Raw genomic sequence first — 22,743 nt, 5'->3', positions numbered from 1 at the left:
TTTATAGTTGCCAATTGTTGTACAGAAAGTTTACTATAGATTCTTAGTGATCTATAATTATGGTTATCCAGCTATAAATATTAGGACGTCCATACATGGCTCTCGTCGGCCGCTCGGCGTCGTACGCGCGTCCATCCCGGCGCCTCGATAGGGTCGCCTGTCCTAGTCGTGCGAGGCCGCCACCTCGGCCGCTGCGATAGCCTCCTTGATGTACCTCTCCCTGTTCTTCTCGTAGTCGTCCGCGCCGTAGGCCTTGACCTTGGCCAGTATCTTGGGCAGAGTTGTATATTCCATCTCCTCCGGCGGAAGGCGGTGGGGCTGGAACGGCCCCATGCGGCGTATGTACTCGGTTATCTGGGCGGCGAGCTGGCGCGTGTAGTCGAAGGCAGGGTCGTCGAAGAGGTCGACCGGCCCCTCGAGGTATCCGTCGTGCAGTTGCCAGCCGAGGGCCCCGACCTTCGGCGGCCCGTCGAACCTGGTCATCTTGGCCCCAACCGCTATCCTCCTCTCGGCGTCTATCTGGTAGAAGCGCATGGGCATTAGAGGGCCGGCGTGGCTGCCGCGCATCCAGCCGTGGACCATGTGGGGATACGCGAAAGCCTCCAGAACCTCACCCACCGCAGGCATGCCGTGTTGCGCGCGGATTATGGCGACCGGGTCGTCCTTGCCCACATACCGGCCCGCTATCAGGTTAAGCCTCTCCACGCTCACCGCGGCGGCCGGCGCCCCGTCCGCCCTCCTGTAGACCCGCCTGACGATGTAACGCCCCGTAGTTCCTATGAGCCCCAACAGCGAGTAGGAGTCCTCGGGCGTCTTGAGGAGGTACACCTTGTGCTCGTATACGTCCAGTACCTCGAAGAGGAAGCCCTCGTGCATCGCCGGGTCTATGACTAAGCCGGCCGTGTTGAAGGGGTCGGCGAATATCTTGTACATCGGCAAGTTGAAGGCTCCCGGCTCCGTCTTGTCCGCGGCGAAGGTTATGACGGGCTCGGAGGGCCTCTCCTCTATTTCGAGCTCGGCAACCTGCGGCCCCATGCCCCTCACGTTGCCCGAAAAGGCCTCCTTGAGGAGGTCTTGCCCGGCTCCGTAAAGCTTGTACTTCCTCGCCACTTTCTCGGTCACCTCCTTGAATATGTCCCAGGCGAGTCCGTGTATGTCGCTGTGGTCGGGCCCCTTGGTGTGCGTCATCAGAAGAGATATATCGTCGCCGACGTTGTAAACGAAGTAGTCTATGAGAAGGCCGCGTTTCTGGGCCTCCTTCAGCCTCTCGGCGGCTAGCTCGAGCATCTTGGGGTGGACCCAGGCGTGGCCCGGCCAGCCGCCCACGTCGGCTTTTATGATCGATATGGTGACCTTCATGGCACCCCCGGCTTCTACCATTATAAAAATTTTGGTGGTATAGTTATAGTCGACTCGTAATATTATAACAATTACAAGACAATACGGAGAGATGGGTGAAAGAACTCAAATATATATAAATTATGCGGGAGCCTGCGGCCGTAAAAACAAACCGTCATATCTAGGTAGCGGACCGCGGCGGTATTCGACGCGGCCTCGGCCTATAGTCTGAGCGTGGCGGCCCGCGATACGCGGCTTCGGATTTCTACTACCGCGGCGATCGGCTAACAGATCTATATCGGCCGTAGCCGCGCTTCCGCCTTTATTCATAGAGTTACAGTATATTTTATCTGTCTATATAATTTACTTTCTATCTATCTAAGTATACATAAAGAAAAATACCAAAGTATCTTTATATATTTTGATACACTTCTGTGTGGAATAAAATTTTTAAGTTAAAAACGTAAAGACGGTCGTGGAGCTGGATTTCTACGAGATCACGGGCAGATACGACGAAGTGGCCAAGTTCTACTCCTCGGTCGGCGAGGAGAGCAGATATCTCCGCTTCCTGGCGGCCGTGAGGGACCCGGCGAGCATATACAGCTACATGTGGTCCTGCGGGGGTAGGAGCTTTCTAGTCGTCGAGGGCAGGAGGCCGGTCGCGCTGGTCGACGTGACCCCTTGCGGTGACGAGGCAGAGGCCGGCATAGTCGTCGTCGACTCGCTCCAGGGGAGGGGGTACGGGACTAAGATAGCCGAGGTATTCGCCGAGCTTCTGCCCCGGCTGGGGTTCGACGTGGTTAAGGCCGAGATCTATAGGGAGAACCTCAAGGCTCTGTCCATAGCGAGGAGGCTGGGCGCCTCGGTCGTCTGCAGAGGCGTTATATGCACTGTGAGGCTTAACCTAAGACAGAGGGCTCTCAGAGGCGTGGCGGCCCTCAAGCTGGTTGCTACGCCTTGAAGACCTCCCCGAGCTCCTTGACCAGCTCGGGCACCTTAGCCCTCATCTTCTCCCTCGCCTCGTCGTAGAAGTTGTAACCGGTCGGGTCTATCATGACTGTCAGAGGGCCGAAGTCCTCGACCTCCAGGACCCACATGGCCTCGGCCATGCCTAGGTCAAGCCAGTGGACGTCTACGACCCTCTTTATGGCGCGGGCCGCCAGGACCCCGGCGCCGCCGGTGAATATGGCGTAGGCCGCCTTGTGCCTCTTCATGGCCTCCGCGGTCCTCCTCCCCATGCCGCCCTTGCCTATTATCAGCTTGACGCCGAGCTTCTCTATCACGTCGGCCTCGAACGCCTCCATCCTCGCCGACGTCGTCGGGCCCATGGCGATTATCCTCCAGCTGTCGCCCTCCTTCTTGGCAACCGGGCCCGCGTGGTATATCGCACCGCCCCTCAAATCGACGGGGAGTTGCCTCCCCTCCTTCAAGTACTCGAGCATTCTGGCGTGGGCCGCGTCGCGGGCGCTCACCAAAATGCCGGAGATGTAGAGCGTGTCGCCGACCCGAAGCCTCTCCACGTCCTCGTCCCTCAACGGAGTCCTCAGCCTGTAGGTCGCCATATACGTACGGCGGCAGGAGGAATTTACGTTTTTCTGTCGCATCCAGCCTAAAAAGGCCTAGACGGGCCGCCTCAACAATATTTTTCTACTCGAACACCGTAGAGGCCATGGACCTTGAGGAGGTCGTGCTCAAGGCAGCCAAGGAGGCCATTGTCAAGGCCAGCATATCCCCCGCGCTCGACGTAGTGGGCTCGCTCAGGAGGGCCTACGACGCCGAGTCGTCGGAGGCGGCGAGGGTCCAGATAGGGGCCATCCTGAAGAACATAGAGCTCGCGACGTCCGCCACGTCGGCCGTCTGCCAAGACACGGGAGTGCCCACCTTCTTCGTGAAGCTGGGGGACGGGTTCCCCATCAGGAGCAAGGTATTGTCCATACTCACGGACGCCGTGAGGCAGGTCACCAAGGAGCTCCCGCTTAGGCCCAACACCGCGGATCCCTTCACCGAGAGGAACCCCGGCGACAACACCGGGCTCGGCGTCCCTGTGTTCGACGTAGAGCTGTTCGACGGCGACTACCTCCAGTTCACCTACGTGCCGAAGGGCGGCGGCTCGGAGCTGCCGGGCAAGGCCATGGTCCTCCCGCCCGGCGTAGCCTTCAAGGAGCTACCCAAGATAGTCCTCGAGTCTGTGATAGACGCGGGGCCCATGCCCTGCCCGCCGGTGATAGTGGGGATAGGCATAGGCCCGACGCTGGACGCGGCCGCCAAGCTGGCGAAGAAGGCCGCTACCTTAAGGCCGGTGGGCTCCAGGAACCAGAACCCGGAGGTGGCCAAGATGGAGGAGGCCCTCCTAAGGGCCATAAACAAGCTTGGCCTAGGGGCGCACGGCGTCGGCGGCGATGTAACTGCGCTGGACGTACATATAGAGTACGCCTACAGGCACCCGGCCACCTTCGCGCTGGCGATAGTCTTCAGCTGTTGGGCCACCCGCAGGGCTACGGCCACAGTCTGGCCCGACGGAAGGTACGAGGTCAAGACTTAGCCTTCCGCCTATTGTACATCTCGAGCCACCTCTTGGCGGTCCCCTCGAAGTACATGTCGAGGGCAGCCCTGATGGCCTCGTTCCTCGTCACGAATATGCCCTTAGTGACCAACATGTCGACGCCCCTCACCACCCTCTCGGAGATCTTGAAGGACACTAGCCTCATGCGCTTCCGCTCCCCCACCGAGCTTTCGGCATTAGAAAAATATAAAGTTTACGTTGGAAGCCCCTCTAATTAACGCAACCTCCTCCGACCGGCGGCATGAAGACAACCTCGTCGCCGTCCTTCAGCCTCGTGTCGAGGCCCGCTAAGTAGTCGACCGCGCGCCCGTTGACCAGAATATTATACTCGTCCTTCAGCCTGTCGCCGTCCAGGATCTCCCTGGACAGCCTACCCCCATGCCTCTCGTCGATTATCTTCACCAGATCGCGAACGGTGGCGCCTTGGGGGACCTCCACGGCCTCCTTCATGACGCCCATCAAGTCGTAGAGGGTGGCCAAATACCTAACCTTGACGATCATGTCCGAAAAACCGTCCGGGATTTATTTACAGAAGGTACTGGAACTCCTCGAGGCCCAGCCTCTTCAAGGTATCGTACGTGGGCTTTCCGTCGACCCAGCCCCTGAGCTTGTAGTATATCTTTATCCCCTCGTCGAACATCTTGGCCGAGGAGTGGCCCTTGGCGGGGCCCGTGGGTATGGGGTTCCTGAAGTGCGGGTTGAGCTCGTCCTTGACCCACTTGCCCTCCTTCACGTGGAACAGCCTCTCCACGTTGAATATCCTCTCGCCTATAGCCAGCATGTCCTCCGGCGTGACGTCCCAGTCGTAGGCCAGGTTGAAGAGGTGCGCAAGGTCCTTCTCGAATATGCCCTCGCGGTCTAGCGTGGCGAACTTGCAGTAAGTCACCGAGTCGGTGAGGGCCATCAAGTGCTGGGCATATATAACGATCCTGGCCTGCTTCTCTATACACTCGGGGGTCTCGCAGAGCGGGTCCACCTTCTCGGGTACGCCGAGGACCTCCCAAGTCGGGGAGTAGGCCTCCAGGTGGTCGCCTCCTCTATTTGCGGTGAAGTACGAGAGCGAGAAGCCCTTGAGGGATCTCGGGTCGTAGGCCGGAAGCCCCTGACCTCTAGAGCCCTTGAAGGCGCTGGGGTCGCCGTACTTCAGCGCCAGCCTGTAGTCTCCCTCTGCCAGATCGTCGCCTATATCGCTCCTGTTGGCCGTCCTTATGACTAAGTCGACCAACGCCCCAGCGTCTCCCCAATCCACGTCGAGCTTCAGCTTCCCCTTCTTGGCCAGCTCCACGGCGGCGGCCAAGGTGTTTCCCAGCGAGATTGTGTCGAACCCAAGCTCGTTGGCTAGCTTCTGCAGGCGTAGGTCGGCCTCGGGGTCGAACAGGCCTATGTTGGCGCCGAGGCTCCAGGTGTTCTCGTACTCGTACTTGGCCTTGCCGACGAACTTGTAGGGGCCGGACTTGACCATGACGTGTTGCGTGCAACCGATGGGGCACATCATACAGGCGTGGGTCTCCACGACGTAGTTCTTCTTTATGTATTCGCCGGTCAGCTTGTCGGCCTCCTCGGCGTAGCCCGTCTCGAAGTTCCTCACGGGGTAGGCCCCTATCGAGTTTATCACCGCCGTTAGTAAGTTGGTGCCGTATATGTGGAGGGCCTTCGCCGTGGGGCCCGACATGAGGCGCTGGGCGAGCTTGGTGGACTCAGCTATGAACTTGGCGCGGTCCTTGACGTCCTTAAGCAAGTCGCGCGTGCCCCAGACAAGTATGCCCTTGAGCTTCTTCGAGCCCATGACTGCTCCGACCCCGCCGCGCCCGGCGAAGCGCTCGTAGTCGGACATCCTGATGCCCGCTATCCTCGACAAGTTCTCCCCGGCGGGGCCCACCACGGCGACGCCGGCCGCCTTCTCCTCCTCGGGGAACCCATTCTCCCTCAATATGGCCTTTATCGCCGCGCCGGTCCATTTGCCCCAGAGGTGCTTCGCCGGCTTTATAGCCACGTCGCCGTCCTTGACCACCACGTAGACGGGATCCTCGGCCGCGCCCTCTATGACGAGGCCGTCGTAGCCAGACTTCCTCAGCCAGTAGGCGAAGTTCCCGCCCGCGTTGGAGTGGGTTATGGAGCCCGTGAGAGGCGACTTCGTGACGACCGTGACACGGCTGGTGGAGAGGTTCGCCATCGCCGACAGAGGCCCGGCGAATATGTACAGCCTGTTGCTGGGCGAGAGGGGATCTATTCCCCTGGGTATTTCCTTGAGGGCCAGGTAGGAGCCCAGGCCTCTGCCGCCCAGGAACTTCTTCAGAAGATCGTCCTTGAACACCTCCTCGGTCACCTTCTCGGCTTTGAGATCTATTCTAGCTATTCTGAATATCGCCATGAATAGAAAAATATATATGTTTAAATGCTTATTTATCTATAGATTGATATTTATCCCCCGAACGGAGACACTATGAGGATCGAGTCGCCGTCCTTGAGGCGCGTCCTCAAGCCGTCCAGGAAATCTATGGATCTGCCGTTTACCAATATATCGTGCATCTCTATTACTTTTCCATTTTTAATAATTTTATTCTTAAAGCCAGGATAAATTCTATTTAGTATATTCACGACGTCCTCCACGACGGAGCCGTCCTCTAGGTTTAGATCAAGCGAGATCTGGTCGACCGAATCTAGGCCGAAGTACAGCGGCGCCATGATCCTCACCTTGACCCGCATAGAGGTTGCAAGGCGCCTCCTAAAATACAATAGAGGGCTTCTTAAAAAGGGCCGCCCCTACGGCCCTATGGTGAGGGTGTTCAAGCAAGGGCGCGCCGAGCTGTTGAGGGGCAAGACGGTGGCCGTGATCGGCTACGGCAACGTGGGGAGGTCCATCGCTCTGAATCTCAGAGACTCGGGCCTCTCTGTCCTAGTGGGCGATCTGCTCGGTAGCGAGTACGCGAGGAGGGCCAAGGCCGACGGGCTGGAGCCGAGGCCTATACCCGAGGCCGCCGAGCTGGGCGACGTGGTGGTGCTGGCGCTTCCCGACGACGCGGCCCCCGAGATCTACAGGACCGAGGTCCTGCCCGGCCTCCACTCTGGCAAGGCCCTCGTGTTGACCAGCGGCTTTCCGGCCGCCTACGGCCTGTTGCAACTGCCGGGCGGCGTCGACGTGGCGCTTTTCGTGCCCAAGGCGCCCGGCCCCGCGATTAGGGACAGGTATCTGCAAGGCAGAGGGTACGCGGCGGTCGTCGGCGTGGTTGAGGACGTCTCGGGGAGCGCGCTCGACGTGGCTCTGGCCGTGGCAGACGGCGCCGGCGCGTTCAAGCAAGGCGGCTTCGCCGTGGAGGCCTCGGCGAGGGAGGAGGCGTTAGCGGATCTCCTAGGCGAGCAGATACTCAAGGCGTCTCTGCTGGCCGCCATAGAGGTCGCCTTCGAGCTCATGACGAAGGCCGGCGTGCCGCAGGAGCTGGCCGCGGTCGAGCTCTACGGCTCCGGCGAGCTGGGCGAGCTGGGGAGGCTCATGTCGCTCGTGGGGCCCTACGGCGCTCTGCGCCTCCAATCGCCCGTGGACGCGTACGGCCAGCTGGCGAGGGCGGGCACCTACAGGAAGGCAATAGCGCGGGTGGCCGCCAGAGTCCTCGAGGAGATTCTCGGCGGCGACTTCCCGAGAGAGATCTATCTGGAGAGGGCCGCCGGCTATGTGAAGTTCAACGCCTTGTGGAGGTCCGTAACCGCCAGCGAGCTGGCCCAGGCGGACGCGCGGCTGAGGGCCGCCTTGCGTCAAGGGCCGTAGTAGAAACAGGGAGTCGATAGGCCCCCCTCGCAGACCTCGACCCAAGTGGCGCCGAGATGCCTAGCTATATATCTAGCCAGGCACTCGCCGGTAACCCCGCCGGGCCCGCACGGTATTTCGTAGTAGGGCTCGGGGGCCTCCCCCTCGCGGCTGGACTTGAGGTATTTGCCGTCCATCTCGGCGAGTAGCGACCAGAGCCTGCGCTGGAGCTCGTCGGCGTCCACGACGTAGTCCACGTCGTCGGGGCCGCAGACGGCCGCCCTGATTACGTAGTCGTGTCCGTGGAGCGTGCCCTTGAGGGCGGAGAACGAGGGCTTGTGGGCCACCGAGATGGATCCCCGGGCCACGACGCAGAGACGCACGGCGGCTCGCCGCCCCCTCTATAAATATTTTAAAGACAGCCGCCGCACGGCCGTGGACGTAGTCGTGGACGTGGACAAGGCGCGGGCAGTGGCCGAGATAGCGGGGAGGCTCGGCTTGAGGAGGGACACCTACGACGACGGGCGCCTATACCCCCCTAGATCCGATCCGCGGGAGGACCAGCTGGCGTTCTTCACCGCGATGGTGGCGGTCGACCACAGGACCTCCACGCCGCTGGGGCCCTTCGAGGGGTATATAGACGGCGAGTTCTACCACGGGGCCGACGCGTTGTGGCGGCTCGGCAGGAAGGCCTACGACGAGGGCCTATTCAAGGCCGAGAGGCTGGCCGAGCTGACCCCTAGGGAGGCCGAACGCCTCTTCTCGATAGGGGATCTCAAGGTCTGGGACTTCCACGTCAGGCTGTTCCTACTGCGGGATCTCGGCAAGAAGGCCCTACGCGCAGGGGGGTTCGAGGCGTTGATACCGGACGCCGTGTCCGAGATGGTGGAGAGGCTGAGGCGAATCAGAGCATACGAGGACCCCGTGGGTAAGAAGGCGCTGTTGTTGGCCAAGTTCCTGGACGGACGCGGCTTGGTCAAGTTCAAGGACCCCGAGAACTTCGACGTGCCGGTCGACAACCACCTATCCAGGATAGCCTACAGGCTGGGCATAGCCGACGTCGACTACCGCCAGCTCTTCGAGGGGCTGGAGCTGAGCCGCGAGGAGGACGCCGAGGTGCGGCAGAAGGTGAAGCTCGCGTGGAGGCTGGTGGCCAAATTCTCGGGCGTCGACCCGTTCACCCTAGACGACTTCTTGTGGTCTTTCGGGAGGCGCGTATGCACTAGAGAGGCGCCGAAGTGCGGCCAGTGCCCCTTTAGGTCTGTCTGCAAGGCCAACGGCCTCGGCCAGTACCCGCCAGAGCACTCCCACCAGCTGACCTGGTATTATTAAACACCCCCATTTCCCTCATGGAGATCAGAGCAGTCGCCTTGAACGTGAAGTGGGGCTTCGACCCCGAGAGGATCTCGCGGTTCCTAGAGGCGGCCAAGAAGCTGCGTCCGCTGACCGTGAGGGTTTCCGTGACCACCCCGCCGAGGGAGGGCGTCAGGCAGACGTTGAAGGCGTTGGAGGAGCTGGGCGTGGAGTACGCGGCGATAGGCATCTACGAGGGCGACGATCTGGAGGAGCTCGTGAGGACCTACGGCGTCTTCGCCGCCGTGAGCTCCGTAGACAGATACCTCGAGTTCTTGAGGAGGGTGGAGAAACAGGGCGAGCCCCATCTGGCCAGAAACGTGGCGCTCTTGCTGGGGGGCGTAGTCTACGACTCGCCCTACTACCCCGCTACTGCGGTGAAGAACGAGGGCGTCGCGCTGTCGCTCCTCTACCCCGACGATCTGGAATCCCTCGACGACGTTGCGGCCGTCTTGGGCTCGGCAGAGAGGTTGGGGGAGGCCTTCGCGTCGTCCATAGGCGAGCGCTTCCTCGGCGTAGACGGGAGCCTATCCCCCTGGGGCGAGAGGTCCGTGGCGAGGGCTATCGAGCGCCTATTCGGCGTGAGGGTCGGCGCGTGGGGCACGCACTCCGCCATTAGAGCCTTGAATGAGGCAATCTGGTCCTCCGGCGTCCGCCTAGTGGGCTTCAGCGAGGTCATGCTGCCGCTGGCGGAGGACGAGGAGTTGAAGAGGCTGGTCGAGGGAGGGGCCCTAGACCTCCAGAAGCTCGTGTCCTACACATCGACGTGTGTCGCGGGCCTCGACATGGTCCCGATAGAAGCCGACGAGAAGGCCTTGAGGAGAATGTTGCTCGATCTGGAGGCCATAGCGAAGTCCAAGGGGAGAGCCGTCGGCGTGAGGGTCTTCCCGGCCTCCGGCCAGTACTTCGACGTGCCGGGCTTCGGCAAGACGCCCGTCCTGAGGCCTTGACATGCCGTGGCTCACTAGACCTGTAGACTACGTCCCCCGCCGCGTCGTGTCCCTCAACCCGTCCATAACCGAGTTCCTCTTCGTCGCCGGCCTCGGAGACAGGCTAGTCGGGAGGGACGTATTCTCCTACAGGCCGCGGGACGCCCTCAAGATACCGCACGTGGGGTCCTTCACCTCGGCCGACCTAGGCGCGGTCGAGGGAGTCAAGCCGGATCTAGTGATAGCCTACTACCCAGTTCAGAAGAATCTCGTAGAGGCCCTCGACAGAATAGCCCCCGTCGCGGTTGTCGAGACGCCTACGAGCATCGACGATGTGTTGGGCAACTTCAAGTTCGTGTCGAGGCTCCTCGACGCCGACGAGGCGGGGGAACACGTGTCGGGCGTATACAGGGATCTGCTCAAAGGCGCGCCGCTCGCGGAGGACGCCTTGGCGGTCTTCTACCTGGGGGGCTACGACGTGGCCTGCGCCGAGTCCTTCACCGCCGCGGCCCTCGACGCCGTGGGCATAAGGTACAGCAGGAGGATCCACTGCGTCTACCACTTCCTGGGGCCTCTGGAGAAGGCCGTGGAGCTGGTGGAGAGGGTCGACCCGGCCCTCGTGCTCTACGAGGGCAAGACAAGGCAGCCGAGGCCCGAGGAAACCGCCTGGATTAGACGCGCCAGGTGTAGGGCTTGCTCTAGGGGCGAGGTGGTGGCGGTCCCCAACGACACGTTGGCGCACTACGGACCAAGCCTCCCGCTAGACCTCGCGCTGGTCAGAGACGTCGTGGCCTCGCGGGCCCCACTGGTCGCCGGCACTTCCAGCGTGTCGAGGCCCGCCCTAGGCGATCCCTGGTACCGGCCGTACCTCTGAGGGCGGGGCCGCCCCGCGATGTCGGGGCCCGCCGGCGGGAAGGGCTCCATGCTTATAAGCTTGGTTGCGTTGAGCCCCCATGCTGGCGGATCTATTGGAGAGAGGGGAGCTCTCTGTCGCCATCTACGGGCTCGGCTACGTCGGCCTGGCCCTCTCCGCGGCTTGGGCTAGAGCCGGAGCCAAGGTCATAGGAGTCGACGTAGACGCCGAGAGGGTCGCGGCGCTCTCCAACGGCGTGGTGGAGTACGTCGAGGAGGACGTGAGGCGCGCCGTGGCCGACGCTATAAAGTCGGGAAGGATGGAGGTCACCACCGACGGCGAGGTAGCCTCGATAAAGAGCAAGGTGAAGATAGTCACCGTGCCGGTGTACCTCACGGCGACTAGGCCCAGCATAGAGGTGGACTTCTCCGCCATAGTCTCCGCCGCCAAGGCCATAGCCCAAGGGCTGAAGCGGGAGGACTTAGTCGTCGTGGAGTCCAGCGTCCCGCCGGGCACCACCGAGGAGGTGGTGAGGCCTGTGCTGGAGGAGTCCGGCCTAACCGCCGAGGACGACTTCTACCTGGCCTACAGCCCCGAGAGGGTCATGGTGGGGCATGCCCTCAAGGACATAGAGGAGAACTACCCCAAGATAGTCGCCGGCATCGGGCCCAGAAGCGCCGAGGAGGCCGCGGCCCTGTACCGGAAGATAGCCAAGAAGGGCGTGATTAAGCTCTCGTCGGTGAAGGCGGCTGAGTTCGAGAAGCTGCTCGAGGGGGTCTACCGCGACTTGAACATAGCGCTGGCCAACGAGATGGCCCGCCTGGCGAGCGCCCTCGGCATCTCCTTCGCGGAGGCCAGGGCGGCCGCCAACAGCCAGCCCTACAGCCACGTCCACAAGCCGGGCACCGGCGTGGGCGGCAGCTGCATACCCGTCTACCCCTACTTCCTCATGTGGGTTGCCGAGAAGCTCGGCGTCGAGCTGCCGCTGACAGCGTTGGGCAGAGCCGAGAACGAGGCCCAGCCCTTCAGAGTGGCCGAGGCCGCCGTCAAGGCCATGATCAGAGAGGGCGTAAACCCCGCGGAGGCCAAGATAGCCGTGCTAGGCCTGGCCTTCAGAGGCGACGTGGACGACACGCGGCGTAGCCCCACCTACGACGTCCTGCAGGGGCTCCTCGACTTCGGGATAAGGCCGGCCAACATAGTGGTGCACGACCCCTACGTCAAGCGCGACCGGGTAGTCGAGAAGCTCGGGATAAGGCTGACCGGGGACTTGAAGGAGGCGTTGGCCGGAGCGTCCCTGGCCTTAATAGCGACCGACCACAGCGCGTATAGGGTAAAGGCCAGCGAGCTGGCGAAGCTGATGGCGAGGCCCGTCATAGTCGACGCCCGCGGCGTTTTGGAGGCCGACATGCCCATATACTCGATAGACGGAGGGCGTTGGCCCGTGGAGAGGCGGAGCCCCGTCCAGGAGGAGTCCAGGAGGCGTTGCTAGCCCTTAACCCCGCTCATCGTGTACATCCTCGTTAGGTATCTCTGGAACGCCAAGAACACGGCCATTATGGGTATGCCCATCAACACGGCGAATGCGGCGAAGACGTTGTAGAGCGTCGATCTGTTTATGAAGGAGAGGTACCACATGCCCAACGTCAACGTCCACATATTGCTGCTGGTTATGAAGACATTGGCCATGGCGTAGTCGGTGTAGGCGCCCATGAACGCCAGGAGGCCCAGAAAGGCGAGGACCGGCTTGCTCAGCGGTAGCAAGATCCTCATGAAGGCCCCGAACCTCGACAAGCCGTCTATCATGGCGGCCTCCTCGTACTCCCTCGGTATGGAGTCCACGAACAGCTTCACGAGGTACGCCCCGTATATCGACGTCCCGCTCGAGTAGGCGAGTATCAGCCCGTAGTACGTGTTTATCAGATGGAGCGTTGCGAACATGAGATACAGCGGCAACACGGTCACAGTCATCGGGAAGAAAGTGAGCACGTAGACCGTCACCATCAAGGCTCTCTTCCCCGGCACGTTCAGCCTCGACAACGCCACCCCCGACAAGAACGCCAGCAGGATCGTCACGGCGACGGTGGAGCCTGCCAGTATCAGGCTGTTCCTCAACCACAGGAAGAACGGGTTCTCGAAGAGTATCCCCTTATAGGCCTCCAGAGACAGCCCTCTGGGCTGGGGTATCAAGCTGTTTACGCTTATCGAGGCTATGGTCGGTATATCGCTGAGGGACGTTATCACTATGTAGTAGATGGGGAAGACCGCTATGACGGCGGATACGGCCAGTATGACGTACGATATGCCGAGCCGGAGGACGTCCCAGACCTTCATGTTATAGCCTCCAACACGCCAGAGTATTTCAGCATTATGACGGCCATGGCTATCAGTATAACGGCGTCTATCACCGAGTAGACTGCGGCGAAGTTGTAGAGGCTGTTGTTGAACGCGGCCTGATAGGCGTAGACCACCAAGATGTTGGTGGCGTTGCCGGGGCCTCCGCCCGTCAGTATGTATATGGGGTAGAAGTTGTTCCAGGTAAAGGTGAAGCCCCCTATGGCCACGAAGGCTATGGTCCTCCTCATCAACGGGAGCGTTATGTACCTGAACCTAGCGAGGCGGCTCGCCCCGTCTATCTCTGCTATGGAGTAGAGCTCCTCGGGTATGCTCTGCAACGCGGACAGAAAGACCGATGTGTAGTAGGGGAAGGACAGCCACAGATTCGTGAGTATGAGCATGACCCAAGCCATCGGCACTATGTCGAACCAGTCTATCGGCCTTATGCCGAACATGGCCAAGACCTTGTTGACTATGCCGTATTTCCAATTCCACATGCCCTGCCACACTATGAGCGATATGAACGCGGGGAAGGCCCAAGGCACCAGGAGCAACGTGAAGAAGACGGTGCGCCCCTTCAAGTCCTTCTGGTTCAAGATCAAGGCCAGGAGGAAGCCGACGGCTATCATAGGCGCCAGACTCCCGACGGTCCAAATCGCAGTGTTCGCCAAGACTTGCCAGAAAGTCCCGCCCGTGAGGACGGTTATGTAGTTGGAGAGCCCCACCCACTGGTACTCGAAGAAGTGGTACAGGTTAAAATTAGTAAAAGATATATATACAGTATATGCTATTGGATATAAATAAAGAAAAGCTACAAGAATAACTACAGGGAGAATATAAAGATAGTTGAAAAAGTTTGTTTTCTTGTAGGCCATTAGGAGGACGGCATCAAGCCGGCCTGTTGCATGTTGGAGATCATGCAGCTCTCCATCTCCTGCGCGGCCTGCGCGGCCGATATGGTCTTGTTGGCGAAGTAGAGGGTGAAGTACTGGTGGAAGCACGGCCAGTAGAAGCCCATCTGCGGTATGTTGGGGAACTTCTGGCCGTACTGCGCCTGCTCCAATATGCCCTTATAGACGTCGTTCATGTAGGCGGGCTGGAGGCCGCCGGAGCTGAGCAGAGCCATGACTGTGTCGTACGCCTGCTTCTGGGCGGGCAGATCGCCCGCGAAATTCCAGAGGTTCATCTCAGCCTCCTTGCTCGTCACGTAGGCTATGAAGGCGAGCGACGCGTATATCTGCTCTTTCGTGGCGCCGCTGGCCTGCGGCGAGGCTATGACCCAGCCCGTCGAGCCTATGAACGGGGCCGCCCTGTTACCCGTCATGGATATTATGGGCAGAGGCGCCGCGCCTAGGTTAGGCCCCAGCGCCTTCTGGTATATTTTGAGATCCCAAGGCCCGTCGAATATTATGGCAGTCATGTTCTGCGTGAACAGCTGCTGCTCCAGGCTGGGCGTCACGCCGGGCGCGTTGTACTTCCAGACGTAGGTCATGTTGTACCAGAACTCCTCGGCCTTCACCATGGCCGTGGAGTTGAGGTGCGGCATGCCCTTAGCGTCGAATATCTGCCCGCCGAAGCCGGTGAACCAGGCGGCGAACCTATAGCCCCACTCCTGGCCGGCGCCGTAGGCGATGCACCAGACCTTATAAGTGGAGTTTATGTACTGGCACAGCTGGAGTAGCTGGTTGGTGTTGAGCTGATCTACGTTCACTCCGAACATCTTCTGCGTCAGGGAGTCGTTCAGGAACTTCTTGTTGTAGTACATCACGATGTAGTTGACGTTGTCGGGAAGGCCGTAGATGGAGTTGCCCAACATGAAGTTCTCGACGGCGACGGGGATATACGCCGCCTCTATGTCGGCCGGGTTGATGTACTGGCTCACGTTGAGCAGAAGGCCTCCGGCGAACAGCTTGCCCGCGTCGTCGCTGGTATCCCTATAGACGTTGGGCGCCTGGCCGGCCTTGGCGGCCGAGACGAAGTTCGCGGTGGCTATCCCGACCCCGCGGGTGACCTGCACCTTTATACATGGATATGCCTGCGTGAAGGAGGCGAGGGTGACGTTAAAGGCTTGGTCCTCGGTAGAACCGTATGTGTCCCAGACAGATATGGTCACGGTCTTGCCGCCGAGCAACTGGTTACAGACGAAGTCGGGGTTGAGGAGGGAGCTCAGGCTGAACGGAGGCGTGGTGGGCGGCGTGCTTGTCGTCGTGACGGTCACCACCGACGTGGTGGGCGCAGATGTCTGGGGCGGCGCCGGCTTTGTGGCGTAATAGAGGGCGATGGCGGCGATGATTATCACCACAACAACCGCGATAGCTATGGAGACTGTTCTACTTAAGCCCTTCATGTAAGTACTACATACAACTTATATTTAACAATTCCCCCTGACCGCTCGTCGCTCTACGCATGGCATATAGCCAGTTGAAAATTTTTTACGTGAACGTTCGTTGAGGTCCATGAAAGCGTGGCTCCTCCTCCTGCTGGCGATCTCGGCCCTGGCCTGGGCCCAATACTCGGTGGCCTTTTACGTATCGCCCAGCGGCTACATCACGGTCTACATAGCCGGGATACCGCAGGGCCACAAGGTGCTCCTCCACTGGGGCGTAGAGCCGTATCCCCAAGGCCCCTGGACCGTCGTCAACGATACTCCGATGGTGTGGAACGGCGCGAACTACACCGCGACTATCGGGCCCTTCAAGAACGGGACTTGGGTCGCCTTCGTCTTCTACGACGCCACCAGCGGCGTCTGGATAAACTACGAGGGGACGCCCTTCTGGAACTGGAACGTCGAGGTGAATCCGCCGAACTTGGGGGCGACCTCGGTGCAGGTGTTGCCCAACTGTAGCCTCCTCATAACCGCCGTCGGGCGGGCCCCCGACGTCATGGCGATACACTACGGCTTGACCTCGGGGCCCCAGACGGGGCTTCCTTGGGCCAACGTGGCCGACGTGGTAATGGAGTACAATCCGTTGTGGGGCAACTACACCGCCGTGGTGGGGCCCTTCCAGCCCGGCCAGTGGGTCCAGTGGGTCTACCACGACCTCTCCACGGGGCTCTGGATCTCGAAAAACGGCTCCAACTTCGCGGCCCAGGTGGCGTGCGCCCCGTTGTCGCTGAGCGCCGCATACCCCTACGATAGGTACGTCTACGTCGTGGGCGAGACCGCACACATATCTATAGGCCTCCAGAACCCATCCGGCCCCGTCAACGCCACTGTGACTTTGGCCATAGGGCCTCTCAAGATGGCGGAGAGGGCGGCGCTCAAGCGCGGCCTCAACTACGTCAACTTCACCCTAACAGTGGACATTCCGCAGGGGATATACACCCCGTCGTTGGCCGTCGCCGTCGGCAACGCCACGTTGCTCAACACAACGCTTCCGCAGTTCTATGTTCTGAACACGACGGGGAAGCCGCCGGTCAGCCTCGTCATAGTGTGGAACATGCACCAGCCGCTCTACGTAGAGCCCAACGGGACTTGGGCAATGCCTTGGGTCCCGCTACACACGGGCGAGGACTTCAAGTGGGGAGGCAGATACGTCGGGTCCTACGAGCTACAGGCTCTGTTGCTCAGCCAATTCAACGTCAACGTATCCATAGACTTCACCCCGGTGCTCCTCTACCAGTGGGAGGCCCTTCTGGCCGAGGGGCCCGGCGGGTTTAAGTACCTGGGCTACTACCCCGGCAACATAACCTACGACATAGAGGCGGTGAAGAGGACCTTGGACCTATACAGAGAGCTGGCGGCCGAGGGGCGTATCGAGGTGCTGACGGTGCCCTTCTACCACCCGCTGGAGGCCATAGAGTACGACAACGGGTGGGCCGACGACCTGCTGGCGCAACTCTTGATGGGGAAGGAGATGACGTATAGGGTGTTCGGGGTCAACGCCTCCTGCGTCTGGACGCCCGAGATGGCGTTCAACATGGGCCTTGTCCACCTCTACCAAGAGGCCGGCTTGAACTGCACGGTGCTCGACGCCCAGGCCTTCCTGCCATCTGCCACCTACATCAACGGCTCCCAGAACCCCTACGTGCCCTACGTCGTCGAGGACAGCGAGGGGCACTACATATACGCGCTCTTCAGAGACGACGACCTCTCCAACCTCTTCTCGTTCTACCTATTCACACTCAGCGACCCCAACCTCGTCAAGCAGCTACTGATACAGTACCTCGCCAAGGTCTACATGAAACAGCCCGGCGCCGTCGTCGTGGTCGCCCTAGACGGCGAGAACCCGCTCATATTCAACTCCATGACAGGCCCGAGGGACCTCTACGCCATATACGAGGCCCTCTCGCAGTACTCGGGCAAGTGGCTGGTGACGCAGACAGTGTCGCAGGCCATAGCTACGCACACCAAATACGCCGTGACCAACCTCCCCGAGAGCTCGTGGGCACTCAACCTCAACAACTGGAACAACGGCTACCCCGGCAAAATAGCCATATGGCGCGCCGTGGCCCTAGCCAGAGAGTACCTCGTGGCCTTCACCAAAGCGCTCGGCGGCCGCCAATCCCCCGTCGTGGAGCTCAACCCAGCCCGCATCCCCAACTCCACCGGGCTCCTGCCGACTCTTTGGAACTACCTCTACGTGGCCGAGGGCAGCGACTGGACTTGGCAGACGGGGCCGCCCAACTTCGGGCCCGGCTGGTTCAGCCTCCAGCCCATCATATACGCCGACGCCATACTGGAGACCATAAACGAGTCTATAGCCAAGATCGTCCCCATCTCCATAGGGCCCTATCAGAACGGCTCCGCGCTCCTCGTCGACAACGGCTTAGGCATGCCCATAAGGCTGGCGCTGGGCGCAGGCGGAAAATGTTACGAGGTCGCCCTAAAGCCGGGCCTCAACGAGATCCCCCTGGCTGGCGTCAAGGCCGCCGAGCTCGACGTGTATCTGCCCGCCGACGTCTACGAGGTGCCGGGCTACGTGGTGCCGCCCTCCCCCTGCGGGCTCAAGATAGCCGCGTGGACCCCGCCGCCAGCCACGACGCTGTCCGCCCCTACTACAACAGCCACGTCTCCCGCCCCATCCGCGGCGGCCGGAGCCGCCTACGCGCCGTACCTAACGGCGCTCGTCCTCGCCGCCCTCGTCGCGGCCCTGACGGCGGCGCTCGCCAGAAGGAGGCGCTAGGCCTTAGAGGCCAGCAGTTTTTTCGACACGATCTCGTAGGCCTCTCTAGCCGCCTCTATATTCGCCTTGGCGGCCCTAGCCGGCACGAACTCGGGGATGGTCTTGACTATGCCCTCTATGGTCACCGCCTTGCTCACCGCCGCGAAGGCGCTCGCCATTATCATGTTCACGAGAGGCCAGCCGGCCGCCACCAAGCCGTGCTTGAGCGCTATCGACGTAGCGTCTATGGCTATATACCAGGGGGCCTCCTCCTTGGAGTTCACTATGTATACCGCGTTCGGCTTGCCGAAAGCCTTCACGTTGGTCTGGGCGATTATACGGCCGTCGAGAACCACGACGTAGTCGCCCGCCGTAACCGCCGAGTGCACCTCAATGGGCTTGTCGTCGATTCTCAGATAGGCGCGGACTATGGCGCCTCTCCGCTCCGCCCCGAACTCTGGTATGGCCTGCCCGAACTTCCCCTCGATAGTCGCCACGCGGGCGAGGAGCTGGGCAGCCGTCACAGCGCCCATGCCGCCCCTCCCGAAGAAGACCACCTCGATCACGAGAGTACGAAAGCACAACTTAATAACCTTTATAGCCCTATATAGCAACGGCGCGTCGTTCGGACATATTTTACTAAGTAAATATATCTAACTATACATATTTAACCCCTATATCAAGAAAAAATATACAACGGACTTCGGACGCCTATGTAATAGATCCAGAAGACTTATCGGGCCGCATCTCTATATTACTATATATAAAACATAAATACTCAACACGTTCTAACCTTCGTGGGGCTCGCGTTGGTTCCCGTATCAAGGCCCGCGCCGGGCTCCGGCGGGATAACCGGCACCTGGCGCACGTTGAGGCCCGTAGTCGACCTCAATAAGTGCATAGACTGCGGCATATGCTGGCTCTACTGCCCCGAGTCCGTGATAGACTGGGAGAAGGGCCAGAAGATAAAGATAGACTACACCTACTGCAAGGGGTGCGGCATATGCGCACACGAGTGCCCGACTAAGGCAATAGAGATGGTCCCCGAGGCGGGGCTATGAAGGCGCTGGCCGTAACCAAGACCGCGCTCACGGGCAACTACGCAGTCGCCCACGCGGTCAAGCTGGCCAGGCCCCAGATAATAGCGGCGTACCCCATAACCCCCCAGACAACCATAGTCGAGAAGCTCTCCGAGTTCGTCGCCAAGGGCGAGCTCAAGGCCAGCTTCGTCAACGTCGAGTCGGAGTTCTCCGCGCTGGCGGTGGTCTACGGCGCCGCCATGGCCGGAGCCCGCTCCTTCACCGCCACGAGCAGCCACGGGCTCTTCTACATGTACGAGATGTTGTGGTGGGCCGCCGGAAGCCGCGCGCCGATAGTCATGGCCGTGGTCACGAGGACTTTGGGGCCTCCCTGGAATATCCACGACGAGCACAACGATATACTCGCCATAAGGGACACCGGGTGGGCGATCGCCATGGCCTCCAACGTCCAGGAGGTGCTCGACTTGACGATACAGGCCTTCAAGCTGGCCGAAAGCGCCTACGTCCCCGTGGCCGTGGGGCTAGACGGCTTCGTGTTGAGCCACACCGTCGAGACCGTGGAGCTTCCGCCCCAGGAAATAGTCGACGAGTTCCTGCCGCCGAGGAACCCCGACCTGCCCATGAGGCTGAGGCCCGGCGAGCCGGTGACCATGGGCAACCTCCCCGCCGACGACAGGCTACACGCCGAGCACCTCAAGAACATATACAAGGCCCACCAAGAGGCCAAGAAGCTCGTCAAGGCCATAGACGCCGAGTACGGCAAGCTCGTCGGCCGCGAATACGGAGGGGCTGTCGAGAGGCTCTGGCTTGAGGGGGCGAAGTACGCCGTGGTCTGCATGGGCGCTTGGTGCGGCGACGCAAAGGAGGCCGTCAGGAGCTTGCGCCGCGAGGGCATGCCCGTCGGCCTCATGAGGATACGCTTCGTCAGGCCGTTCCCCGACGAGGAGATCGCCGAGCTCTCCGCCATGGATAAGGTCGTCGTGTTCGACCGCGACATAACGCCAGCCGGAGGGATCCTCGGCAGGGAGGTGGCGTCGGTGCTGGGCCGCGACAAGGTCGTCAACGTCCTGGCCGGCCTGGCGGGCGTCGACTTCAAGGCCGACGAGTTCAAGAAAGCCGTCAAACACGCCGTCGAGGGCGAGTACGGAGACCGCGTGGTGTTGCTATGACCGTAAGGATAGACCTACTGCCGAAGAAGAAGTACGTGCTACCCGGCAACTCCGCCTGCGCCGGCTGCGGCATGATGATAGGCTGGAAGATACTCGGCATGGCCCTCGGCGAGGAGGCCGTGCTGTCGATACCGGCCAGCTGCGCCTCGGTCGTGCAGGGGCTGGGCCCCAAGTCCGGCATAGGGATGCCGGTGCTCAACGTGCCCTTCGCCTCGGCCGCCTCCGTGGCCACGGGGATATCGGAGGCTTTCAAGCAGCTGGGCGTCAAGGGACAGGCAGTCGTGTGGGCCGGAGACGGGGGGACCGCCGACATAGGCTTCGCCGCTGTCAGCGCGGCCGCCGAGAGGAACAGCGACGTCCTCTACATAATGTACGACAACGAGGCCTACATGAACACCGGCATACAGAGGAGTAGCGAGACGCCGAAAGGCGCGTGGACCACGACGACCCCCACGGGCAAGAAGGAGGCCAAGAAAGACGTGGCGTTGATACTGCTGGCCCACAACGTGCCGTACGTGGCCACGGCAAACATAGCCTACCCGCAAGACTTCTACCGCAAGATAAAGAGGGCGTCGGAGATAAGGGGCTTCAAGTTCATCCACCTCTTCGCCCCCTGTCCCCCCGGCTGGCTCTTCGACCCGTCGCTGACCGTCGAGGTGGCCAGAAAGGCCGTGGAGACCGGCGTCTTCATACTCTGGGAGTACGACAACGGCGAGCTCAAGCTCAACCCGCCGAGCTCCGCGCTGGTGGACAAGAAGAGGAGAAAGCCGTTGGTCGAGTACCTCAAGCTACAGGGGAGGTACGCCCACTTGACGGAGGACCAGATAAGGCAGATGGAGGAGGAAATAGACCGCAAGTGGCAGTTCCTCCTGCGCTTCGCCCAAGCCGCAAAGGCCTAATCGATATAGAACTCTATAGATTCTCTACCCCCCACCTTAGTCCCGGCAGGCACCCGCACCGAGAGGAGAGAGCCGTGAATCCTCACGTCGCCCGCCATGGCCGCCCTCACGACTCTGCCGGGAAGAGACCAGAGGAACTCGTACGGGTACTCCGCCACCTCCTCCTCGTACACGTCCTCGTAGACGTTGAGCCCCCTGCGGAGCTCCCCCCTGAACTTGATCAAGAAAGTGATGTAGGGCAGGTCGATCGCGATCAGCCCAATGTCCACGTGGATCACCCTGGCCTCGACCCTCCTCCCGTTTATCGAGATGGCCTCCTCGTCCAGAAACGACTGCATATTCCTCTTGACGGCCTCCAGCTCCCTCTTGAGCGCCTCCCGGGAAAGCCCCGCGTAGTACGCCTTCGGATCCCTGTAGTAGAAGACCATGTACTGAGACACAGAGCCCAGCGGGTCCATGTTGAAGAAAGCCCTCGCGAAGATAGGCCTCACATCCTCGGACACACTGGGAGGGGGGCCCAGGGCTATATGTTTTTATAGTTGTTGAGGCCGCGCGGCGTGGTCGGAGGGTCGATAATAGCGGTGCTGTCCAACGACGAGGCGAAGGCCGTCGAGATAGCCGAGAGGCTCGGGAAGAGGGAGGGGAAGGAAGAGGGGGTCTTCTACAGGCGGCTGGAGGGGGCCGTGAGGACAGTCCTCGTCCCCAGGCGGGGAGACCTCCTCAAAGCCGCCGAAAGCCTCACGCTGTCGACGTACTACTACCTCTACGTGGGGGAGATAAACGCCGAGGCCGCCGAGCTGGCCCTGCTGGCGAGCGCCTCCGGCGTCCCCGGAAGGGCGATGGCCCTCGACGCCGCCGCGTTCCGCAAATACTTCGGCGAGCTCGGGCTGGAGCCCGGCGAGTTCGAGGAGGCGGACAGACAGCCGGAAGACCTCGGGTACGTATACGTCGAGAAGGCCTTCAACGTGCGCGGCGTCGGGCCCGTCGCCATAGGGCTCGCGTACACAGGCGTCAGAGTGCACGACAAGCTCGTCGCGCTCCCCAGCGGGGCGGAAGTCGACATCAGGAGCATACAAGTGCTCGACGAAGACCAAGAAGAGGTAGCGCCGGGGGCCAGAGTGGGGCTGGCGCTCAGAGGCATAGAGGCCGACCAGCTCAAGGAGACGTACGCCCTCGTCAAGAAGGGGATCCCCCTCCGAGACCGGCTCAAGGCAGTCAAGCTCAAGTGGGCCGCCGAGACGGACAGGGCCCACGCGTTCCTCGGCGGGATAAGGGCTCTGGCCGCCGTAAAGGGACAGGAGGCGGTCCTCGACAGGAAAATCCCCGCCACGCTGCGGCGCGGCGTGCTCGTAAACGTCAACGCCAAGCCCAGAACGCCCAGAGTATACGGCTACCTGGAGGCGCCGTAGCCGGGA

The 22,743-nt window shown here is 61.1% G+C and carries 24 protein-coding genes; 12 read left to right on the top strand and 12 right to left on the bottom strand.

Annotation, left to right across the window (positions count from 1 at the left end; all coding sequences use genetic code 11):
- Nucleotides 1-162: 162 nt before the first annotated feature.
- Entirely contained in the window at nt 163-1,359 is a 1,197-nt protein-coding gene (gene fbp / locus TUZN_RS08425) for a fructose-1,6-bisphosphate aldolase/phosphatase (RefSeq protein WP_013680538.1), read from the bottom strand.
- Between the two features lie 454 nt (nt 1,360-1,813).
- On the opposite strand from fbp, the gene TUZN_RS08420 reads away from it, so the two are divergent.
- The gene (locus tag TUZN_RS08420) at nt 1,814-2,299 is read left to right on the top strand and encodes a GNAT family N-acetyltransferase (protein ID WP_013680537.1); all 486 of its coding nucleotides are present in this window, start codon (nt 1,814-1,816) and stop codon (nt 2,297-2,299) included.
- Here TUZN_RS08420 and TUZN_RS08415 read toward each other — a convergent pair.
- A complete protein-coding gene (locus TUZN_RS08415; RefSeq protein ID WP_013680536.1) occupies nt 2,289-2,900 on the bottom strand; it encodes a FumA C-terminus/TtdB family hydratase beta subunit in 612 nt (203 codons plus the stop codon). The two genes, TUZN_RS08420 and TUZN_RS08415, sit on opposite strands and share 11 nt — an antisense overlap.
- Before the next feature lie 107 nt (nt 2,901-3,007).
- Here TUZN_RS08415 and TUZN_RS08410 point away from each other — a divergent pair, with 107 nt between their 5' ends.
- Complete coding sequence (locus TUZN_RS08410) at nt 3,008-3,880, top strand: fumarate hydratase (protein WP_013680535.1); 873 nt, start codon at nt 3,008-3,010, stop codon at nt 3,878-3,880.
- Here the strand turns inward: TUZN_RS08410 and TUZN_RS08405 are convergent.
- The 4 genes from TUZN_RS08405 to TUZN_RS08390 are packed head-to-tail and all read right to left on the bottom strand — an operon-like array spanning nt 3,870 to nt 6,607.
- Nucleotides 3,870-4,064 (bottom strand): ribbon-helix-helix domain-containing protein, encoded by a 195-nt coding sequence (locus tag TUZN_RS08405; RefSeq protein ID WP_052886199.1) that lies wholly within the window; start codon nt 4,062-4,064, stop codon nt 3,870-3,872. The two genes, TUZN_RS08410 and TUZN_RS08405, sit on opposite strands and share 11 nt — an antisense overlap.
- Before the next feature lie 47 nt (nt 4,065-4,111).
- Nucleotides 4,112-4,402: a ubiquitin-like small modifier protein 1 gene (locus tag TUZN_RS08400; RefSeq protein WP_013680533.1), complete on the bottom strand. Its 291-nt coding sequence runs from the start codon at nt 4,400-4,402 to the stop codon at nt 4,112-4,114.
- Between the two features lie 25 nt (nt 4,403-4,427).
- Entirely contained in the window at nt 4,428-6,272 is a 1,845-nt protein-coding gene (locus TUZN_RS08395) for an aldehyde ferredoxin oxidoreductase family protein (protein ID WP_013680532.1), read from the bottom strand.
- 50 nt (nt 6,273-6,322) lie between these two features.
- Nucleotides 6,323-6,607: a MoaD/ThiS family protein gene (locus TUZN_RS08390; RefSeq protein ID WP_052886198.1), complete on the bottom strand. Its 285-nt coding sequence runs from the start codon at nt 6,605-6,607 to the stop codon at nt 6,323-6,325.
- Between TUZN_RS08390 and TUZN_RS08385 the strand changes: the two genes are divergently transcribed.
- A complete protein-coding gene (locus TUZN_RS08385) occupies nt 6,585-7,664 on the top strand; it encodes an NAD(P)-dependent oxidoreductase (RefSeq protein ID WP_013680530.1) in 1,080 nt (359 codons plus the stop codon). The two genes, TUZN_RS08390 and TUZN_RS08385, sit on opposite strands and share 23 nt — an antisense overlap.
- Here TUZN_RS08385 and TUZN_RS08380 read toward each other — a convergent pair.
- The gene (locus TUZN_RS08380) at nt 7,652-8,026 is read right to left on the bottom strand and encodes a 6-carboxytetrahydropterin synthase (RefSeq protein ID WP_013680529.1); all 375 of its coding nucleotides are present in this window, start codon (nt 8,024-8,026) and stop codon (nt 7,652-7,654) included. The two genes, TUZN_RS08385 and TUZN_RS08380, sit on opposite strands and share 13 nt — an antisense overlap.
- Nucleotides 8,027-8,078: 52 nt before the next feature.
- Between TUZN_RS08380 and TUZN_RS08375 the strand changes: the two genes are divergently transcribed.
- The 4 genes from TUZN_RS08375 (at nt 8,079) to TUZN_RS08360 (ending at nt 12,270) form a co-directional block, all read left to right on the top strand.
- Nucleotides 8,079-8,975, top strand: a complete 897-nt coding sequence (locus tag TUZN_RS08375; RefSeq protein ID WP_052886197.1) for an N-glycosylase/DNA lyase — start codon at nt 8,079-8,081, stop codon at nt 8,973-8,975.
- A gap of 17 nt (nt 8,976-8,992) precedes the next feature.
- Entirely contained in the window at nt 8,993-9,946 is a 954-nt protein-coding gene (locus TUZN_RS08370; protein ID WP_013680527.1) for a DUF711 family protein, read from the top strand.
- Between the two features lies 1 nt (nt 9,947).
- A complete protein-coding gene (locus TUZN_RS08365) occupies nt 9,948-10,799 on the top strand; it encodes an ABC transporter substrate-binding protein (RefSeq protein ID WP_013680526.1) in 852 nt (283 codons plus the stop codon).
- 79 nt (nt 10,800-10,878) lie between these two features.
- Nucleotides 10,879-12,270, top strand: coding sequence for a nucleotide sugar dehydrogenase (locus tag TUZN_RS08360; RefSeq protein ID WP_013680525.1), 1,392 nt, complete (start codon nt 10,879-10,881; stop codon nt 12,268-12,270).
- On the opposite strand, the gene TUZN_RS08355 is transcribed toward TUZN_RS08360, so the two are convergent.
- Genes TUZN_RS08355 through TUZN_RS08345 form a run of 3 tightly spaced genes read right to left on the bottom strand, consistent with a single transcriptional unit; the run spans nt 12,267 to nt 15,462 of the window.
- Nucleotides 12,267-13,112: a sugar ABC transporter permease gene (locus TUZN_RS08355; protein WP_013680524.1), complete on the bottom strand. Its 846-nt coding sequence runs from the start codon at nt 13,110-13,112 to the stop codon at nt 12,267-12,269. The genes TUZN_RS08360 and TUZN_RS08355 overlap by 4 nt on opposite strands.
- The gene (locus tag TUZN_RS08350) at nt 13,109-13,990 is read right to left on the bottom strand and encodes a carbohydrate ABC transporter permease (RefSeq protein ID WP_013680523.1); all 882 of its coding nucleotides are present in this window, start codon (nt 13,988-13,990) and stop codon (nt 13,109-13,111) included. Before TUZN_RS08350 ends, TUZN_RS08355 begins: the two co-directional genes overlap by 4 nt.
- The gene (locus tag TUZN_RS08345) at nt 13,990-15,462 is read right to left on the bottom strand and encodes an extracellular solute-binding protein (protein ID WP_013680522.1); all 1,473 of its coding nucleotides are present in this window, start codon (nt 15,460-15,462) and stop codon (nt 13,990-13,992) included. The genes TUZN_RS08350 and TUZN_RS08345 overlap by 1 nt, the downstream gene beginning before the upstream one ends.
- A 109-nt stretch (nt 15,463-15,571) precedes the next feature.
- Between TUZN_RS08345 and TUZN_RS08340 the strand changes: the two genes are divergently transcribed.
- Nucleotides 15,572-18,241 carry a glycoside hydrolase family 57 protein gene (locus tag TUZN_RS08340; protein WP_013680521.1) on the top strand — a complete coding sequence of 890 codons (2,670 nt, stop codon included), beginning with the start codon at nt 15,572-15,574 and terminating at the stop codon, nt 18,239-18,241.
- Here the strand turns inward: TUZN_RS08340 and TUZN_RS08335 are convergent.
- Nucleotides 18,238-18,786, bottom strand: a complete 549-nt coding sequence (locus tag TUZN_RS08335; protein ID WP_013680520.1) for a 2-oxoacid:acceptor oxidoreductase family protein — start codon at nt 18,784-18,786, stop codon at nt 18,238-18,240. The genes TUZN_RS08340 and TUZN_RS08335 overlap by 4 nt on opposite strands.
- 231 nt (nt 18,787-19,017) lie before the next feature.
- Here TUZN_RS08335 and TUZN_RS08330 point away from each other — a divergent pair, with 231 nt between their 5' ends.
- Genes TUZN_RS08330 through TUZN_RS08320 form a run of 3 tightly spaced genes read left to right on the top strand, consistent with a single transcriptional unit; the run spans nt 19,018 to nt 21,328 of the window.
- Nucleotides 19,018-19,281 (top strand): 4Fe-4S binding protein, encoded by a 264-nt coding sequence (locus TUZN_RS08330; RefSeq protein ID WP_013680519.1) that lies wholly within the window; start codon nt 19,018-19,020, stop codon nt 19,279-19,281.
- Nucleotides 19,278-20,429: a transketolase C-terminal domain-containing protein gene (locus TUZN_RS08325; protein ID WP_013680518.1), complete on the top strand. Its 1,152-nt coding sequence runs from the start codon at nt 19,278-19,280 to the stop codon at nt 20,427-20,429. The genes TUZN_RS08330 and TUZN_RS08325 overlap by 4 nt, the downstream gene beginning before the upstream one ends.
- A complete protein-coding gene (locus tag TUZN_RS08320) occupies nt 20,426-21,328 on the top strand; it encodes a 3-methyl-2-oxobutanoate dehydrogenase subunit beta (RefSeq protein ID WP_013680517.1) in 903 nt (300 codons plus the stop codon). The genes TUZN_RS08325 and TUZN_RS08320 overlap by 4 nt, the downstream gene beginning before the upstream one ends.
- Here the strand turns inward: TUZN_RS08320 and TUZN_RS08315 are convergent.
- Nucleotides 21,325-21,831: a hypothetical protein gene (locus tag TUZN_RS08315; protein ID WP_013680516.1), complete on the bottom strand. Its 507-nt coding sequence runs from the start codon at nt 21,829-21,831 to the stop codon at nt 21,325-21,327. The genes TUZN_RS08320 and TUZN_RS08315 overlap by 4 nt on opposite strands.
- Before the next feature lie 54 nt (nt 21,832-21,885).
- On the opposite strand from TUZN_RS08315, the gene TUZN_RS08310 reads away from it, so the two are divergent.
- Nucleotides 21,886-22,737, top strand: coding sequence for a hypothetical protein (locus TUZN_RS08310; protein WP_052886196.1), 852 nt, complete (start codon nt 21,886-21,888; stop codon nt 22,735-22,737).
- Nucleotides 22,738-22,743 lie beyond the last annotated feature (6 nt).

Origin of the sequence: Thermoproteus uzoniensis 768-20 (assembly GCF_000193375.1) — an archaeon.
In the GTDB taxonomy this organism is placed as follows: Archaea; Thermoproteota; Thermoprotei; order Thermoproteales; family Thermoproteaceae; genus Thermoproteus; species Thermoproteus uzoniensis_A.
The sequence above is the reverse complement of the archived record's forward strand: the minus strand, read 5'-3'. Positions and strand labels throughout refer to the sequence as shown.

Coding starts and splice junctions, on each gene's coding strand:
- fbp (WP_013680538.1), bottom strand. CDS start 1,359: ATGAAGGTCACCATATCGATCATAAAAGCCGACGTGGGCGGCTGGCCG.
- TUZN_RS08415 (WP_013680536.1), bottom strand. CDS start 2,900: ATGGCGACCTACAGGCTGAGGACTCCGTTGAGGGACGAGGACGTGGAG.
- TUZN_RS08410 (WP_013680535.1), top strand. CDS start 3,008: ATGGACCTTGAGGAGGTCGTGCTCAAGGCAGCCAAGGAGGCCATTGTC.
- TUZN_RS08400 (WP_013680533.1), bottom strand. CDS start 4,402: ATGATCGTCAAGGTTAGGTATTTGGCCACCCTCTACGACTTGATGGGC.
- TUZN_RS08395 (WP_013680532.1), bottom strand. CDS start 6,272: ATGGCGATATTCAGAATAGCTAGAATAGATCTCAAAGCCGAGAAGGTG.
- TUZN_RS08385 (WP_013680530.1), top strand. CDS start 6,585: ATGATCCTCACCTTGACCCGCATAGAGGTTGCAAGGCGCCTCCTAAAA.
- TUZN_RS08390 (WP_052886198.1), bottom strand. CDS start 6,607: ATGCGGGTCAAGGTGAGGATCATGGCGCCGCTGTACTTCGGCCTAGAT.
- TUZN_RS08370 (WP_013680527.1), top strand. CDS start 8,993: ATGGAGATCAGAGCAGTCGCCTTGAACGTGAAGTGGGGCTTCGACCCC.
- TUZN_RS08365 (WP_013680526.1), top strand. CDS start 9,948: ATGCCGTGGCTCACTAGACCTGTAGACTACGTCCCCCGCCGCGTCGTG.
- TUZN_RS08360 (WP_013680525.1), top strand. CDS start 10,879: ATGCTGGCGGATCTATTGGAGAGAGGGGAGCTCTCTGTCGCCATCTAC.
- TUZN_RS08355 (WP_013680524.1), bottom strand. CDS start 13,112: ATGAAGGTCTGGGACGTCCTCCGGCTCGGCATATCGTACGTCATACTG.
- TUZN_RS08350 (WP_013680523.1), bottom strand. CDS start 13,990: ATGGCCTACAAGAAAACAAACTTTTTCAACTATCTTTATATTCTCCCT.
- TUZN_RS08345 (WP_013680522.1), bottom strand. CDS start 15,462: ATGAAGGGCTTAAGTAGAACAGTCTCCATAGCTATCGCGGTTGTTGTG.
- TUZN_RS08340 (WP_013680521.1), top strand. CDS start 15,572: ATGAAAGCGTGGCTCCTCCTCCTGCTGGCGATCTCGGCCCTGGCCTGG.
- TUZN_RS08325 (WP_013680518.1), top strand. CDS start 19,278: ATGAAGGCGCTGGCCGTAACCAAGACCGCGCTCACGGGCAACTACGCA.
- TUZN_RS08320 (WP_013680517.1), top strand. CDS start 20,426: ATGACCGTAAGGATAGACCTACTGCCGAAGAAGAAGTACGTGCTACCC.